11 protein-coding genes are annotated in these 17,191 nt (G+C 32.0%); 4 read left to right on the forward strand and 7 right to left on the reverse strand.

Going from position 1 to position 17,191, the window contains the following annotated elements:
- Positions 1-308: 308 nt before the first annotated feature.
- The 3 genes from Q0L29_RS02225 to Q0L29_RS02235 are packed head-to-tail and all read left to right on the forward strand — an operon-like array spanning position 309 to position 7,488.
- A complete protein-coding gene (locus Q0L29_RS02225) occupies positions 309-3,551 on the forward strand; it encodes a tetratricopeptide repeat protein (protein WP_296618694.1) in 3,243 nt (1,080 codons plus the stop codon).
- Positions 3,535-5,490, forward strand: coding sequence for a DUF3857 domain-containing protein (locus tag Q0L29_RS02230; protein WP_296618696.1), 1,956 nt, complete (start codon positions 3,535-3,537; stop codon positions 5,488-5,490). Before Q0L29_RS02225 ends, Q0L29_RS02230 begins: the two co-directional genes overlap by 17 nt.
- Positions 5,491-5,541: 51 nt before the next feature.
- A complete protein-coding gene (locus Q0L29_RS02235; RefSeq protein WP_296618697.1) occupies positions 5,542-7,488 on the forward strand; it encodes a DUF3857 domain-containing protein in 1,947 nt (648 codons plus the stop codon).
- 96 nt (positions 7,489-7,584) lie between these two features.
- Here Q0L29_RS02235 and Q0L29_RS02240 read toward each other — a convergent pair whose 3' ends face one another.
- The 5 genes from Q0L29_RS02240 to Q0L29_RS02260 form a co-directional block, all read right to left on the reverse strand.
- Positions 7,585-8,550: a deoxyhypusine synthase family protein gene (locus Q0L29_RS02240; protein WP_296618698.1), complete on the reverse strand. Its 966-nt coding sequence runs from the start codon at positions 8,548-8,550 to the stop codon at positions 7,585-7,587.
- A 63-nt stretch (positions 8,551-8,613) separates the two neighbouring features.
- Positions 8,614-9,252, reverse strand: a complete 639-nt coding sequence (locus tag Q0L29_RS02245) for a TetR/AcrR family transcriptional regulator (RefSeq protein WP_296618700.1) — start codon at positions 9,250-9,252, stop codon at positions 8,614-8,616.
- 8 nt (positions 9,253-9,260) lie between these two features.
- On the reverse strand, positions 9,261-10,844 hold the full coding sequence (locus Q0L29_RS02250) for an OmpA family protein (protein WP_296618701.1): 1,584 nt from the start codon (positions 10,842-10,844) through the stop codon (positions 9,261-9,263).
- Between the two features lie 467 nt (positions 10,845-11,311).
- Positions 11,312-12,142: a universal stress protein gene (locus Q0L29_RS02255; RefSeq protein ID WP_296618703.1), complete on the reverse strand. Its 831-nt coding sequence runs from the start codon at positions 12,140-12,142 to the stop codon at positions 11,312-11,314.
- A gap of 42 nt (positions 12,143-12,184) precedes the next feature.
- Positions 12,185-12,793, reverse strand: coding sequence for a DNA-3-methyladenine glycosylase (locus Q0L29_RS02260; RefSeq protein ID WP_296618704.1), 609 nt, complete (start codon positions 12,791-12,793; stop codon positions 12,185-12,187).
- A 60-nt stretch (positions 12,794-12,853) separates the two neighbouring features.
- On the opposite strand from Q0L29_RS02260, the gene Q0L29_RS02265 reads away from it, so the two are divergent.
- The gene (locus Q0L29_RS02265) at positions 12,854-13,723 is read left to right on the forward strand and encodes a DUF2911 domain-containing protein (RefSeq protein WP_296618705.1); all 870 of its coding nucleotides are present in this window, start codon (positions 12,854-12,856) and stop codon (positions 13,721-13,723) included.
- Between the two features lie 35 nt (positions 13,724-13,758).
- Here Q0L29_RS02265 and Q0L29_RS02270 read toward each other — a convergent pair whose 3' ends face one another.
- Together Q0L29_RS02270 and Q0L29_RS02275 are read right to left on the reverse strand one after the other, a co-directional pair.
- Complete coding sequence (locus tag Q0L29_RS02270) at positions 13,759-15,510, reverse strand: OmpA family protein (RefSeq protein ID WP_296618707.1); 1,752 nt, start codon at positions 15,508-15,510, stop codon at positions 13,759-13,761.
- A gap of 102 nt (positions 15,511-15,612) precedes the next feature.
- Positions 15,613-17,191, reverse strand: a 1,579-nt coding sequence (locus Q0L29_RS02275) for a sodium:solute symporter (protein ID WP_296618708.1), incomplete at its 5' end; no start/stop codon positions are given.

Consider the following 17,191-nt stretch of genomic DNA (forward strand, 5'->3'; position numbering starts at 1 on the left):
AAGTTTTCCCCTTTCCGCCTATAAACAGCGATTTTCTTCCTAAAAACCCCTTGCAATAGCCTGCTATTGTTTCAGAATTTTTAGTTGAAACTCACTATTTATAGACGTTCTGAATCCTAAATAAGAATCGAACTCAGGTTAATAAATAGAATTGAATTTTATGATCATACTGTTCAAATTTCTGAAATTATATAATTACAATTTTGTCAAATCGCCTTCTTGATCGAAAAAAATATATTTAACAAGTAATATATTTGTTTTATCTAAGATAATATATTTTTATTGTGGTTTCAACTTTTTAATAATTTATGAAATATCTAATCACTGGCTTTTTACTTTTAGCAAGTCTTGTATCATTAAGCCAAAACACCCCTACTCCTTTAATTAATTCAGAGGAAATATTAACACAAGCAAATCAGCTAAATAGCGAAGGAAAGCACGAAGAAGCAATCCCATTATATTTAAAAATATCGGAAAGTGATACAAACTATGTATACATGCAGTCAAAACTCATGTATACTTACAATAAAAGTGAACAATATGAAAAAGCTGTAGCTATAGGCGAAGAATACAAAAATTCAACTAATCCTTATCGCGCAACATTTTATGATCAATTAGGAACCGCTTACTTAGGTTTAGGTGAAAAAGAAAAGGCAATTGAAGAAATTAAGAAAGCTTTAAAGAAATATCCTTATGAAATTTCTCTTCATTTCAACTTAGGAAAGATTTATATGAAATCTGAAATGTATGAGGAAGCAGAGTCGATTTTTAAGCAAGGGTTAAGAATAAACCCATTTCATAGTAGTATGCATATACTATTGGGTAATTTAATGACCCTAAAAGGTTTAAAGTCCAGAGCTGCTATGAGCTATTCAATGGGGATAGCTTTAAACCCAACAAATAATAAGGCGCTGGTTATTCTAAATGATTTATTTAAAAATTCACTTCCGTTTCAGGGGAGTATTAAAGGAGGAACGGAAGAACTTTTCAAAGAACTTGAACTCATTATTAACAGCAATGCTGCCACTGACTCTAAATTCAAGTCAGACATTGTTTTAAGGGCGCCAGTAGCACAACAAATGGAATTAATATTGGAGTCTCTTTCATACCAGGACAATACAAATGACTTTTGGATGGATTTCTATGTTCCCCTCTACATTTCTTATCAAAAAGAAGAACTGGAAAATTCTTTTATTCATTTCATATTAACATCCGCCAGTAATAAAGATGTTAATAAATGGCTAAAGAAAAATGAAAAGGAAATGTTATCCTTTTACGATCATACAAATAATTATTTAAAAGATTTTAGAAAAACAAATTATGTTACAAAAGATGGTAAATCTCAAGAACATCCCTTTTGGTTTTACGACAATAATAAGCTTAATGCGATTGGAGTACTTAAAGATGAGTTATATCTGGGAGATTGGACTTTCTACCATCAAAATGGAGAAATACAAATAACTGGAAGTTTTAATGAAAAAGGAAATAAACAGGGACAATGGCATTACTACTACAACAATAGTGTCCTAGAAAAAATTGAGAATTATAAAGATGGCAATATCGATGGAGAAATAGTTTTCTATAACGAGAATGGGATGCTTTCCTCTAAAGTTTTTTATGAAAATGATGAGGTTAATGGGGAAATTAAAACTTTTTACTCTTGTGGCACATTGAAAGAAAAGTGGAGCGTGAAGGCGGGACTCAAACAAGGAAAAGGTATTTATTATAACATGCTTGGTGATAGCATAACAACCTATAACTATTTAAATGACACACTAACTAATGATTATTTCAATTATTATGCTGATGGCACTTTGCAAAGTATGGTAAAATATGACAATAATCTAGCTAACGGTCCATTTCATTCTTACTATCAGAGTGGAGAATTAAAAACAGAAGGTTATTATGAAAATGACAAATATGATAGTTTATGGAAGAGCTATCATGAAAACGGAGAACTTGAATTTGAAGGCTCTTATGTAAATGGAAACAAAGTAGGTCAATGGAAATTTTTTCACGATAACGGAAAGCTTGATTCTGAAGAGATATATGATGATGAAGAATATGATTATATAAACAAAGGTTATTCATCAGAAGGGGTTTTACTGCAAGAATCATTTTATAATGATGACCTCTTTATTGGGTATAGAAATTATAATTCAGCTGGTGAAATCATTAATGAGGCCTTTGATAAAAAAGGAAACTTTAAATATCTAGCATATTACGGAAATGGAAAAAAATTAATAGAAGGCAATTATAAAAAAGGGAAATTAGAAGGGAAACTCACTAATTATCATCAAAATGGAAAAATAAGTAGTATAGGAAATTATAGTGATGGCTTATTAGAAGGGGAATTATTAGCTTATCATGAAAATGGCATCGTTTCTAGAAAAAGTTTATTTAAAAATGGGATTGAACAAGGTTATACTATTAATTACTTTGATAACGGAAACATCAAAAATGAAGGATGGATATTAGATGATCAACAGCAACAATTGTGGAAATATTATGATAAAGATGGTTCTTTAGATAGTGAGGTATATTATCTTAATGGTGAACCAAATGGTTATGAAACTAATTACGATAACAAAGGAAGAATAAGTGAAAAATTTCGATATAAAAATGGCTTCCTCCTTCAGTTTTTTCAATATGACACCTTAGGAAATACATTTAATACGGCTGATTTTCAGCATGGAAACGGAGACTATATTCTTAAATTCCATAATGGAAAAACCTTCTACAAAACAGCAATTAGCTGTGGAGAAAATGTAAAGGACATGGTTACTTATTATCCTTCTGGTAAAGAATTTGTCCACACACCTATAAAGAACGGTAAAGCAAATGGTGAATATGTTGTTTATTATCCAAATGGAAATATTGAAGTAAAAGGTATGTATAAGCATGGGCTTCAAGAAGGCGTTTGGTATTGGTATTATGAAGATGGAACAGTGGAGTCTGAAGGGGAATATACTCATGATGAACTAAATGGTTACTATAAAAATTACTATAAATCCGGTAAATTGGAATCTGAATGTAATTATAAAAATGGTGACAAAATTGGTGAGTGCTCATATTTCACACCGGATGGAGAGAAATTTTTAGTAAAGAATTATGATGAATCAGGTATTATATCTTTTTCTGGCTTAAATAAAGCTGGCGAATATAAAATAACTTCTTTTGATGGGAATGGTGAGGTAATCACTTACTATAAAAATGGACAGCTAGCTGTTATTCAACCATATGAAAACGGATATTTTAGCGGGAAAATCTTAAGTTATTATCCTTCCGGTCAGTTAAAAAGTGAGGAGTTAATTGAAAATGGCATCGCTAAAGGAACAGATAAAAACTATTACGCAGACGGGACCTTAAAACGTTCTGTAAAATTTGTGAATGACTATGCAGAAGGTAAAATCATCGAATATTATAAGAATGGCGAAATAAAAGAAGAGATTGAATACCTAGGTGGTGATAAAAATGGCTGGAGTATTAAGTATGATCAAAAAGGAAAAATAGTTAATAAGACCTATTATAGAGATGGAGCAATTTATTAAAGGGGTATTTCAGCAAATTTGTAGGATTCTTTTAGTTGCTATATTTTGCTTCCATTATAATTTAAATGGGCAAGATTTAAAAGAACAAGTAAGTAAACTCAAAACCTCATATCCTGAAGAGCAAGCAGTTTTCAATAAACTAGCTCTTGAAGTTGAAATAATGATGGAAAAAGGTAGGCCGGTAGTGAAAGCAAAGAATTATGAAGAAATTATTCATCTGGGCTCCTATTCTAATCAATACACTACCAACAAGATTTATACTAATTCATTTGAAGAAATAAGCGACATCAAAGCTTATACAGAAATTCCTTTTAAAAACAGGTCTAAAACAATCAAGGTAGATGAATTTAAAGAGTCCTTCGATGAAAATTCCACAGTGTTTTATGATGACACTAAAGTCTTGAATTTTATATTTCCGGCCATTCAACCTGGCTCTAAGACAGTTTTGGAATACTCTCGAACTTTAAATGAACCTCGCTTTTCTCCTGGATTTTATTTTCAAAGTTATCTTCCTATTGTTGAAGCTACCTACACAGTTTTAGTTGATAAGGAAATTACAATTGATTTCGATCTTAGAAATGCTGAAGGTCATGATATAGCAGTTTCAGAGGAAGAAATAAGAGGTAAAATAAAATATACATACACTATAAAAAATGTTGATAAGTATAAAGTAGAAGATAACACTCCTAATATTAAATATTTTATTCCTCATATTAATATAAGAATTGAAAGCTACCTCAATAATGAGAATAAGATCGTGAATCTTCTTGCAGGACCCGAAGATTTACATAATTGGTATGGTGGTTTTATTGAAGGCTTAAAAGAAGATTATAATGAAGAAGTTGATAAAATAACTCAATCTATAATCAAAGATATTGATAATGAAAAAGAACAAGTAAAGGCCATATTTTATTGGGTGCAGCAAAACATCAAATATATTGCTTTTGAAGATGGTATGAGAGGGTTTATTCCTCATGGCGGAGCTTATGTTTGCAGCAAACGCTATGGCGATTGTAAAGATATGGCTAGTTTATTGGTGAATATGCTTCACCATGCTGATATTGAAGCTTATTTTACCTGGGTAGGGACGAGAGATATACCTTATAGTTATTCTGAATTTGCTACACCTTCGGTAGATAACCATATGATTGCTACTTACATCCATGATGGAAGATATTATTATCTTGATGCTACCGCACAATTTTCTCCATTCGAACTTCCATCATCAATGATTCAAGGAAAAGAAGTCCTCATTTCTTTTGGGGATACATTTCAAATTGAGAAAGTACCTGAAATAGATAAGAAGGCAAATACAATGACTGATAGTATTCTTTTCAGTTTAAAGAATGGAGAGTTAAAAGGCAGTGGAAAGCTAAGTTTAACAGGCTTTGCAAGAGTTTTTAATAATTATAACCTGAACGTTACTAGTGAAAAAGATAGAGAAGATTATCTCAAAAGACTTCTTTCTAAAGGAAGTAATAAATTTCAATTAGATGATTATAAAATCCATCAATTAAAAGATTTAGATCTTCCGATATTGATTGATTATACTTTTTCAATTCAAAGTTATTACCAACAGATAGGAGATGAAATTTACATAAATATTAATCTGGACAAACCTTACAATAATGATCTGATAGATAAAGCCAGAAAATTACCAATAGAAAATGATTACAAATATTTAAAAAGAAATGTTTACCGATTTTCTATTCCTGAAGGTTACAAAGTATCTTTCTTACCTGAAGACCAATTACATGAAGGTGATCTATTCGGATTTAGTATGAAATATACTTTAGAAGATGATACAGTTTTATTAACAACAGAATATTACCTTAATTATTTATTAATGAATCCTGAAAACTTTGACGACTGGAATAAAGCAATCAGTAAATTAAGCAAAGCTTTTAGTGAGATAATTATTCTTAAAAAGTATTTGTAAAGGAAGTACTATTATAACACACCCTATTTTTCAAAAAACAAACTAAGCAGAATGAAATATCTAATTATACTGATTACTCTACTAATTTCTACAGATAGCCTTTCACAGCAATATATCCCTTACAGCTGGGATAATAGTAGAAAGACAGAAGAAGTTGTAATGGATCAAAACAGCGAAATTGTTTTATTAAATAAGCTGAAATATCAATATGTTTATGAAGATGAAAAATTGACTTTATACTATACCAAACATTATATAGTAAAGGTAAATAGTGATAAGGCAGTTTCCTCAAACAACCGAATCTACATACCCTTATCTAATACAATTGAAATAATGGATATTAAGGCTAGAACTTTGGGACCTGATGGTAAAGTAGTAGAATTGGATAAAAATGAAATTAAAGAGGTAGAAGATAAAGATGGTGGCAAAGGTTACAAAATTTTTGCTATTGAAGGAGCTGAGGTAGGAGATGAAATTGAATTTTATCACACCAGAAAAATGGCTCCAGAATATTTTGGGAGGGAATTTGTACAATTTGAAGCTCCTGTAAATAAGTTTGAGTTTACTTTAACGTGTCCACCTAATCTTAAGTATGAAGTGAAAGGCTATAATGGTCTTCCAGAAATTGAATTTACTGAAAATGAAGAATATAATCAGTACAGTGTAAGTGCAGAAAATATTCCTGCATTATCTGAAGAACCATTTTCTAATTACAATTCTGAAAGGATGCGTTTAGAATTAATGTTAGCTTATAATTCGTATAGTGATGGATCTAAGCTTTTTACATGGGAAAAAATTGGTAAAAACATTCATTCAAAAATAATAAAAAGAGAAAGATCTGAAGACAAAGCTGTTGCTAAATTGCTTAGAAAGATTGATTTCTCAAATGCATCAAATGAATACGATAAGGCTGCTATTATTGAAGACTACATGAAAAAAAACTTCTTCTATGAAGAAAATGCGGGGATTGAATCACTACAATTAGATTTTATTATAGATAATAAATTTAGCAATAAACTGGGGCTAGCGAGACTAACTGCAGCTCTACTTAAAGCCTCTAATGTCCAATATGAGATAGTTTTAGTACCCGATAGAAAAAAAATGGAAATAGACCTTACTTTTGAATCCTACAATTATTTGTCGGACTATCTATTTTATTTACCTAAAAGCAAAAGTTATTTAACCCCTCATGATCTTTCAATAAGACTGGATATAATACCCTCTGAATTTACCGCTACAGAAGCTGTATTTATTAAAGAAACCATTATCAGAGATTATAGTATACCTGTAATTTACACAAATTATATTGAAGCCCCGGCAGCCAGCTACAACAAGGATGATATGGAGATTGTAGTAAACTTTGAGGATGACTTATTTTCAAATGAAATAAGTTTGGAAAGAAGTTTCACTGGGTACCAGTCTTCTTTTATTAAATCTATTCTACCTATTATTGAAGAGCAGCAAAAAGAAGAGCTATTAAAAAACCTTGTAAAGTTCATGACTTCTGACGCAGATATTCAGTCCATGAAATTTAATAAAACTGAATTTGATCACACAAATTGGAAAGCTCCTCTTGAGGTTTCCAGCACATTTACCACTAAAGCATTTTTAGACAAGGCGGGACCGACACTTCTCTTGAAGGTAGGAGAGCTTATAGGACCCCAGTCAGAACTTTACCAGGAAAAGGAAAGGAAGTTGAATATTGTTAATGAATATACTAGAAGCTATGATAGAAAAATCACAATTAATCTGCCTGAAGGATATCAACCACAAAATTTGGAAGATTTAATAATTAATGAATTAGTAAAAAATAAAGAGGGCAAAGAAATTTTTAAATTTAAATCAAGCTATGAACTAAACGATCAACAATTAATCATTCAGATTGATGAATTCTATGAAGAAATTTATTATCCTAAAGAAGACTTTAAAGCCTTTCAAAAAGTTATAAACGCTGCCGCTGATTTTAATAAGATTGTGTTAGTATTAAAAAAGAATTAAGCGATTTTATTATTTTAAAAATCAAATAGAAATTGATTATACATAAAAGAGAAATTTTAAACAGCCAGTATATTGAAGTACTAGCTGCTTAAAATTTTACTGTCCTAAAACAATTGCGAAAATTAATGGCGCTACAATCGTAGCATCAGATTCCACAATAAATTTAGGGGTGTCAATATCTAATTTACCCCAGGTAATTTTTTCATTAGGCACTGCTCCAGAATAAGAACCGTAACTAGTAGTGGAATCAGAAATCTGGCAGAAGTAGCTCCAAAACGGAACATCAGTATATTCCAAGTCCTGATACAGCATTGGCACTACACATATAGGAAAATCTCCCGCTATGCCCCCTCCTATTTGAAAAAATCCAACGCCTTCAGTTCCTGCATTTGTTTTGTACCAATCCGCCAGGTATGTCATATATTCAATTCCAGATTTCATAGTAGAAGGATTCAATTCACCTTTTACACAATAGCTAGCAAAAATATTACCCATAGTACTATCTTCCCATCCCGGAACAATGATAGGTAAGTTCTTTTCTGCAGCTGCTAACATCCAACTATTTTTAGGATCAATCTCATAGTATTGCTCTAATACACCTGACCTAATCAATTTATACATAAACTCATGTGGAAAATAACGCTCTCCTTTTTCTTCAGCATCTTTCCATATTTCAAATATATGTTGTTGCAATCTTCTGAAGGCTTCTTCCTCTGGAATACAAGTGTCCGTCACTCTATTCAGGCCTTTCTCTAACAAATCCCATTCTTGTTGTGGGGTTAAATCTCTGTAATTAGGAACTCTTTCATAATGGCTATGCGCTACCAGATTCATTAAGTCCTCTTCCAGGTTGGCTCCCGTGCAACTAATGATTTGAACTTTATCTTGACGAATCATTTCAGAAAATGAAATCCCCAATTCTGCAGTGGACATTGCTCCAGCTAAGGATACCAACATTTTTTTACCAGACTCAACATGGCTCTTATAAGCATCCGCTGCATCAATAAGCGCGGCAGCATTAAAATGACGATAGTTATGTTTTAAAAATTCTGTGATTTTCATAATTAATTATTTGCTGTAAAAATAATCAAAAATGATGAAGTGCTAAGAAGATTAGTCGATTATTCAAAAAGTTTCTAAAACAGCATTTATATTCTTTTTGACTATTGCTTTAACGGGCAATTGCTTCATTTTAGCAACCAAAATAGAACCATAGGTGGTTGTTAAAAGTAAATTGACCATTTCAGAGACATCTGAACTTCTGGTGATTTCAGTTTGAAAAATAGCATCAAGTAAATATTTTTCTAAAAGCTTATCAAAAGCCAGGACTTCCATTTGCTGAACACCCTCCAAATTTGGGAATAGTAAATGTTTTTCTGCTTTTTTAATGCTAATAGGTTTTAAAACTAAAGGCGAAACAGCATGATATTTAATTAAATGAAGAATGACGGAATTATAATTCTCACATAAGTCACCATAACGATCATAAATTTGCTTTACGGCTCTTAGTCCTTTGATATCATTTCTTTGTAATTCAATATTGAGCTCAAACGCCCATACTCGCATGAAATACAATAACAAATCTTCTTTTTGAGGAAAATATCGAAAGAAAGTAACTTTTGAAATATCAGCTTTTTGGCAAATATCTGTTACATGTATATCTTGAAAGCTTTGTTGTCGAAGCATTGTTTTAGCTATCGACAATATCAGTAATTTTAATTTTGCTGATTTTCTTTCTCTTAAACTAATCTCATCCGTAGCCATTTAGCATATTAATTTTTAATAATGGTGAATTCTACTCTACGGTTCAATTTTCTAGTAGCTTCTGATTTATTACTTGCGATTGGTCTTGCTCCTCCATATCCATTGCTTTCTAATCTATTAGACTCAATGCCTTTTTCAACCAAATACTCTTTAATTCTATCAGAACGCTTTTGTGATAGTTCTATATTCAATTTTGCGCTTCCAGTATTGTCAGTATGTCCCGAAAGCTCTATTTCAATATTTGGGTTTTTATCTAACATTTTATAAACCCTATCCAATTCTTCAAAAGAACCATCTAAAATATCAGCAGTACCTCTTTCAAATAAAACACTTTTCAGCTGAATAGTAGTCCCCTCTTTTAAACTCAAAAGTTCTAACCTTATCGTCTCGTTATCACTGACAGTATCAGTCTTAATAGTTTGTAAGTCATCTAAATAACCTTCCGCTGCAATATCTACAGTGTAGATTGAATCTTTAAATAATTTGGTTTTATAAGATGAATTTTTCCCCATAACAATTTCAGAATAGGAGCTTTTACTCATTTCATTTACTCCTTTTATAAGCAATTGAGGTTTTAGTGGGTCTCCAGTAAAGCCATCAACAACTTCAAATTGTATTTGGATTTTCGCTCTTTTTGGAGGAGTCTCTTTGTTACTATTAATAGCCAGAACAGATTGAGAAGATGCTGTCATGCTTTTTTCAACTTCAGGCTCTATCTCTACTACATCTGGAGTTATAGTAGTCATAATATTTCCTAAACCAACGCTATTAACTGTATTCACCATTAAAGCATTCTCTCCATTATTGTATATTTTGAAATACCAATCTGCACCTTCTGAATTAATACTCTCTAAATTAATTACATCCGACCAGGTCGTCCAGGTAGCATCTTGCCTTTTTGTATAAAACACATCTCTACTTCCTTTACCACCTCTTCCATTTGAGCTAAAAAACAGGGTTTTGTTATCTGAAGCTAAATAAGGGGTTAATTCCTGAGCTTCAGTATTTACATCAACTCCCAAGTTTCTTAACTCCGTCCATTCATCAACAGATTTCCTAAAAGTATAATAAATATCTTCATTTCCTCTTGAGCCAAAACTTTCTAAGCTCAACACCATGATTTTACCATCTTTACTAAGACTACCGGAAAGGTGTTCGGATTTATTTTTATAATAAGGAATATCAATAGGCTTAGGTTCGCTCCAATTCTCTCCTATCTTTCTTGAAAATGAAACCCCTCCTTTTCGTGGACTCTTATAATTGCCTGCAACATACATAATATTATCATCAGGAGTAATTCCAATTACTGCATTGAAATCTGTATTATTGACTGGGCCTCTTAATCTTTGCGCTATGGTCCAGCTTCCATTTACTTTTTGACTAAACCAAATGTCACCTGAATCTCTTTCACCACCTGCATTGTCAGGATGGTTCTTTTTTGTAAAATAAAGTGTATTTTCATCTGCTGATAAAACTGGTGAGATATCATCATATATACTTTCTAAGGAATCAATGATAAATGGCTTATCTTGTCCATTACTCAAGAATCCGATAGAAAAAAACAATATGAATAAGACTAAACCTAATCGCATCTCATCAGAATTTATAATAAATACAATTTAAAGTAAAACATTAAATGTTACAATTATCAATTTATACAAAACTTACCTCAAATCTTTATAAGATTTAATAAAAATAACATTAGTGATAAATAACTGAGATGCTAATCTAATACATTTTTTCCTAAATTCAACTTAAAGTTATAAAATAATTAAAGACTCCTTTTAAGTTGTTTATCAGTTACTTATAGACAAAAAGGATTTACAAATACAAACTGGAATATAAAATAAATTTGTTCTTAGATTTGTAAAATCAATATAAAAATTACCTCAAAGCTGTACATGAATAAATTATTTAATGATTCTTATTTATTAAATAACAGATTATGGTATTATTTAAAATATCAATGATTCTTTTCAAAGCGCTAACTCCTTTTAAGTTCCGTTTCTACAGGACTATACTGCAGCTTTGATAAAACTTCTAGAATAAACCCTTTAGACTATTGATTTTTCTCATGATAAATTAAGAGTGGGTGCGTGCTAAGGTAAGTGATTTCTGTTGACACACTATTCCCCATAAGTTTTTCGAAAAAATTTCGTTTTCGTTTAAGTAAAACAAGAACATCACCCTGCTGTTCAGTGACAAACTCCTCAATCCCACTACTTATATCCTTCTTATATTCTTTTAAGTAGTAACTTATTTTATCATAACCTAAAAAGCTAGATAACTCAGTTTTGAATTGTTCATAGCTTTTTTCATTCATTCTATTTTTGGAATGGCTCACATGTACAAACCGAATTCTACTTCTAAAAGGATAAATAAAACTTACCAACTTCTGCATAGTGATTTTATCATCTTCAGAATAATCAGAAGCATAAACTACTGAGTTCCAGCTATTAAATTCCGCATCCAGTGGTACTGTTAAAACAGGAACTTTGGCATTCTCGACAGTTCTCAAGGTTCTACTTCCAATTATAGTTTTTCTACTATAGCCATTGCCTTGAGTACCCATAATGATTAAATCAAAATCATTTTTGAGCGCATATTGACTGATAGAGTTATTAACCTCTCCGATGGAGAGAATGAAATCACATTCAAACCCATATTCCTTTTCTATCTCATCTGCTAGCCCACTTAACTTATCTTTAGCGTGTTGTTTTAAATCATCAAAATCAGATTTCTCTCCTTCTAATGCATGTAGAAATTCTTTCTCTGAAAAAATATGAATTAGTGTCAAACTGCCTTTTCTTATTTGCAAAAGCTTGGAGGCATACTCTAATGCATTCAAGGAATAAGATGAGAAATCTATTGGGCACAAGAATTTATCCATTACATCTAAATTTAATGTCTAATTTAGAAAAAAAACATATTATTAAAGCTGACTAACAAATTTATTTCCCGAAATATAAAATCTCCAAGGCAATAAAGCATCTTCTTCAGCATAGTCAATTCCTATTCTGGTAGACTTTTCAATATCTTTTACATTAAAATTATTATCAACAATGTACAAGGTATCATTATTTACGAGGTCTAAAGCATTAAAAGATTTGTCAATTCCCAATGCTTTGGTTAGTTTTCCTGGCCCTGAAAAGACAATAGGCTTTAAATCCTTAGCATTCCTTCTATTCAACATTATATCAGTCCCATTTATGGGCTCAATAGCTCTAATTAAAACTGCATCAGCATTACCTTCAATATTGGATACTATATTAAAAAGATGATGAATTCCATAACATAAATAAACATAAGCAGTACCACCTTTTTCATACATAGTAGCGGTCCTATTAGTATATTTCCCCATATGTGCATGACAAGCTTTATCGTTTTGGCCTGCATAGGCCTCGGTTTCTGTGATCATGGCTTCACAATAATTTCCTTCAATATTGGAGCAAATTATTTTGCCTAATAAGTTTTTTGCGACTTCAACTACATCAGGATTTTGAAAAAATGCTCTTCCTAATCTTTTTTTTGTAACTTTCATTCAGAAAAGTAGTTTTTGATTGCTAATTAACTTTTAATTTAACTAAAAAACATAATCATTATGAGAAAATCGATTTTACTATTTGGTCTATCTATTTTAATTATAGGTACGCTTGAGCTTCAAGCTCAAATTAACATTCCACAACCTTCTCCAAAGGCTAAGGTAGAAACTACTGTTGGATTGACTGATGTTGCTATCAGCTATTTTAGACCTAGCGTAAAAGGACGCGAAATTTTTGGGGATGGAAATGATTATTTACAGCCTTACGGCATGTTATGGCGAGCAGGAGCTAATAACGGAACTGTTTTAAATCTTAATACAGAAGCTGTAATTGCTGGAAATAAAGTTGAAGCAGGAGAATATTTAATCTTTATGGTTCCTGGAGAAAACGAATGGGAATTTAAATTATATAGCGATCTATCCATTGGCGGAAATATAGGCAATTATAATGAGTCTAAGGAAGTAATTTCTGTAATACAAGAAGTTGAAAAATTAGATGAGCCAGTTGAAACCTTAACCTTCCAAATTTCAGATATTAGCGCTGATAATAAATCTGCTAACATCCATTTTGAATGGGAAAATGTAAGTTTAAAAATACCTTTTGAAGTTTCATATGATGATAAGGTAATGGCCCAAATTGAGCAGTATACAAAGGTGAGTCCAAGAAACCTGATCACAGCAGCTAATTACTATTACACGAATGATAGAGACTTAAAACAAGCTCTAAAATGGGTTGATGCCTATTTAGCAGAAGGAAATAACAGTGCTCAATTCTGGAATTTACATCTGAAAGCGCAAATTTTAGCCAAATTGGGTGATAAGAAAGAAGCTAAGAAAGTAGCTGAAAAATCTATAGAATTAGCAAAAAAGAATAGTTCTGGAGATTTTGGTTACGTAAAAAGAAATCAGGATTTAATAGACTCTTTGTAAAATAACTTAATCAGGATTAAAAGTTTTAATCCTGATCATTGATCAAATTTCGAAAGGTCGAGAATTTTTACTTCGGCCTTTCGTGATTTATCTTCAACACCCCCAGTAAGTACTCCAAACCCTCTAGCGGCCATACGATCGCTTTCGATTCCTTGCTCTATAAAATATTCTAAGACAGATTGTGCCCTTTTATTTGATAATTCGTAGTTATAGCGAGGATTCCCATCAGATGAAGCAAAAGCAGAAATTTGAATACCTAAATTATTGTGCGCTTTAATAAATTTAGCCATATCATTCAATTTAGGCTCATGTCTTTCTATTATGTCAGTAGAATTCACTTCAAAATAAACCTGATAAGCTGAAATACTAAGAACAGAATCTATCAATTTTTTAGTAGCGAGTTCCTCATCTGTTACAAACTGATTATCTGTTTTCCTGAGCATAGCAATTCTATCCCTAGCCGTTATTCCTAAATCTCCAACATGTTTCACCATGTAAATATCCGTAAATCCTAAGCCCTCCTCCCTAACTGAAGCCAAATAACCTCTTTCTCCATCTGAAGTGGGGTGAAAATACACTTCATCATCCACTGTATTTACGGGATATCCTAAATTTTCAGGTTTACCCCATTTTTCCGATTTAGTATCATACTTAGTGGTAAAAACATCGAAACCACCAAAACCTTTATGCCCCTTGCTACTAAAGTAAACTGTAAGGCCATCCTTTGCCATATAAGGTCCATCTTCATCTTGCTTAGTATTGATTTCAGGCCCCATGTTAAAAGGTCTTTTCCATTGACCATCTTCTTTGTAACATCCATAAATATCAAACCCACCATATCCCCCTGGTCTATTGGAGGCAAACATCATAAATTCATCATCTTCAGAAACCCAAATTGACTGTTCTGCAAATCCTTGAGAATTTATCCTCCCTTCTAATGGTTTGGGTTTAGACCATTCCTCATTTGCATTTTCGGTTGAATAAAAAATATCCCCATTGCCTTCATCGGAATATATGTAAAGTGTTTTACCATCGCTACTCAAAAAAAGATTAGAATCATGATAGGGAGTATTAATATTTTGACCAATATTTATTGATTTGCTCCATGTTACTCCCTTCCGCTTAGAAATATAAATATCCTCAAAATAGAAGTTGTCCTTATCCACATTTTCATTGGTATTACCTTCCTGCCTACGAGAAGTGAAAATCATTACTGTTTCATCTTCATTGAGCACAGGCGCATAATCTGGCCAGGTTGAGTTCACATCATCACCAACATTCTCAATTGTGTAAGATGAGGGCATACCAATAATTTCTTTAGCATTTTGACATTCTTCAATCCGATCATTTACATCATAAACGGAAGTTTTATCCGACCCTCTATAACTTTTATTAGCCATTAGCCTGTTTTTGTAGGCATTAAAATATTTCAAAGCCGTTTCAAATTCCAAACCATATTGATAACCTCTTCCTAATAAGTAATCAATATTAAATCTATATTTTGGATCTAACCTCTTAACTCTCTCAAAATATTTAGTGGAATAATCTCTATTAACAGTTTCTAAGTAAAGAACCCCTGTCATGTAATTGGCTCTTACATTCATGGTATCAGCCTCTGCTGCCTGAATGTAAATATCCTTGGCGATTTCTATTGCATCCTTAGCCTCTGCATATACCTGATCCGCTTGTTCCATGTAAATTTTAGACAATTCAGGATCTTGAGCAAATGCTTTAAAGTTAAATAGGATAGAAAATAATAAGAAAAGTAAATTTATTCTCAAGCTCATATAGGTTAGAAAAATACAACTAGTGAATCAAACCTCCAAATATATCTTTAAAATTGAGATAGATAATACTATTTAAATCACTTAATACAGCTAATTCAATAATTAATTATTCTTAAAGTATTGATAAATTAGCCCTATCAGTATAACTATTCCGCATCCAACTAAATTGAACCACAAATAAGCCATATCACTGAAAAAATAAAAGTACAATACTATTATTTGGGCTACTAGAGCACCGATGAATACTGCATTTCCCTTTATATACTTAATAAAAAAACCGGATAAGAAAACACCTAAAATAGTTCCATAAAATATTGAACCTAAGATATTAACAGCTTGAATCAAATTATCTAATAAGCCGGCAAAAGTGGCGAAAAATATGGCAACTAGACCCCAAAACAGCGTAAATAGCTTTGAAGCTATTAAATAATGTTTTTCACTTCCTTTCTGGTAAATATTTCGCTTATAAATGTCAATTATACTGGTAGAAGCCAATGCATTCAATTCGGAAGCAGTTGAAGACATGGCTGCGGAAAAAATCACAGCTAATAAAAGTCCTATAATTCCCTTCGGTAAGTTTTCCATTACAAAAGTGATGAAAACATAGTCAGTATCAGTAGTTTCTAAATCTTCATTTGTAGATTTAATTATATCTTTAGCCTCATTTCTAAGTTGGTCTTCCTTATCGTGAATAACGGCAATTTTCTCCTTTAATACTTCCACCTGATCTCCTTCTGCTGTAGATAGTAATTGTATTTGCTTTCTTTTCTCTTCAAACAAATCAGAATATTGCAGCTCAACAGCTTGATATTTTTCTTTTTGTTCTTCATCCAAATAAACTTCATCCTTAGCAGCTTCATTGAAGAATACAGGTGCTTGGTTAAACTGATAAAAAACGAAAACCAATGCTCCTATAAATAAAATAACAAACTGCATAGGGATTTTCAATAGGCCGTTGAACATCAATCCCAATCTACTTTCAGTTAAAGATTTACCCGATAGGTAACGTGCTACCTGTGATTGGTCAGTTCCAAAATAAGATAAAGCCACAAACAATCCTCCCAACAAACCAGTCCAAAGCGTATATCGATTTTCTAAATCCACTTCAGTATTAATTAACTCAAGCTTACCCAAATGTCCGGCTATTTTTGTGGCCTCCACTATTCCAATATCCTCAGGAAGTAATTTCACTACAAAAAGACCTGCAACTACCATCCCTCCCATCATCACAATCATCTGATGCTTTTGAGTTTGACTTACTGCTTTTGTACCTCCACTAACAGTATAAATGATTACCAATGATCCTATAATTACCGTAGTATAAACCAAAGGCCAACCTAAAATAGAAGATAGAATAATGGCTGGTGCATATATGGTGATCCCTGCGGCTAAACCTCTCTGGATTAGAAACAAAATCGCCCCTAAAATTCTGGTTTTTAAATCAAAGCGAGATTCAAGATACTCGTATGCGGTATAAACTTTTAATTTATAATAAATGGGTAAGACCCAGATACTCAGAATGATCATGGCAATAGGCAAACCAAAGTAAAACTGAATGAAGCCCATACCGCTTTCATATGCTTGACCTGGGGTAGATAGAAAAGTAATAGCACTGGCTTGTGTAGCCATGATGGACAAACCAATTGTCCACCATTTCATGCTATTATCCCCTTTTAAATAA

Origin of the sequence: Marivirga sp., assembly GCF_024636815.1 — a bacterium.
In the GTDB taxonomy this organism is placed as follows: Bacteria; Bacteroidota; Bacteroidia; order Cytophagales; family Cyclobacteriaceae; genus Marivirga.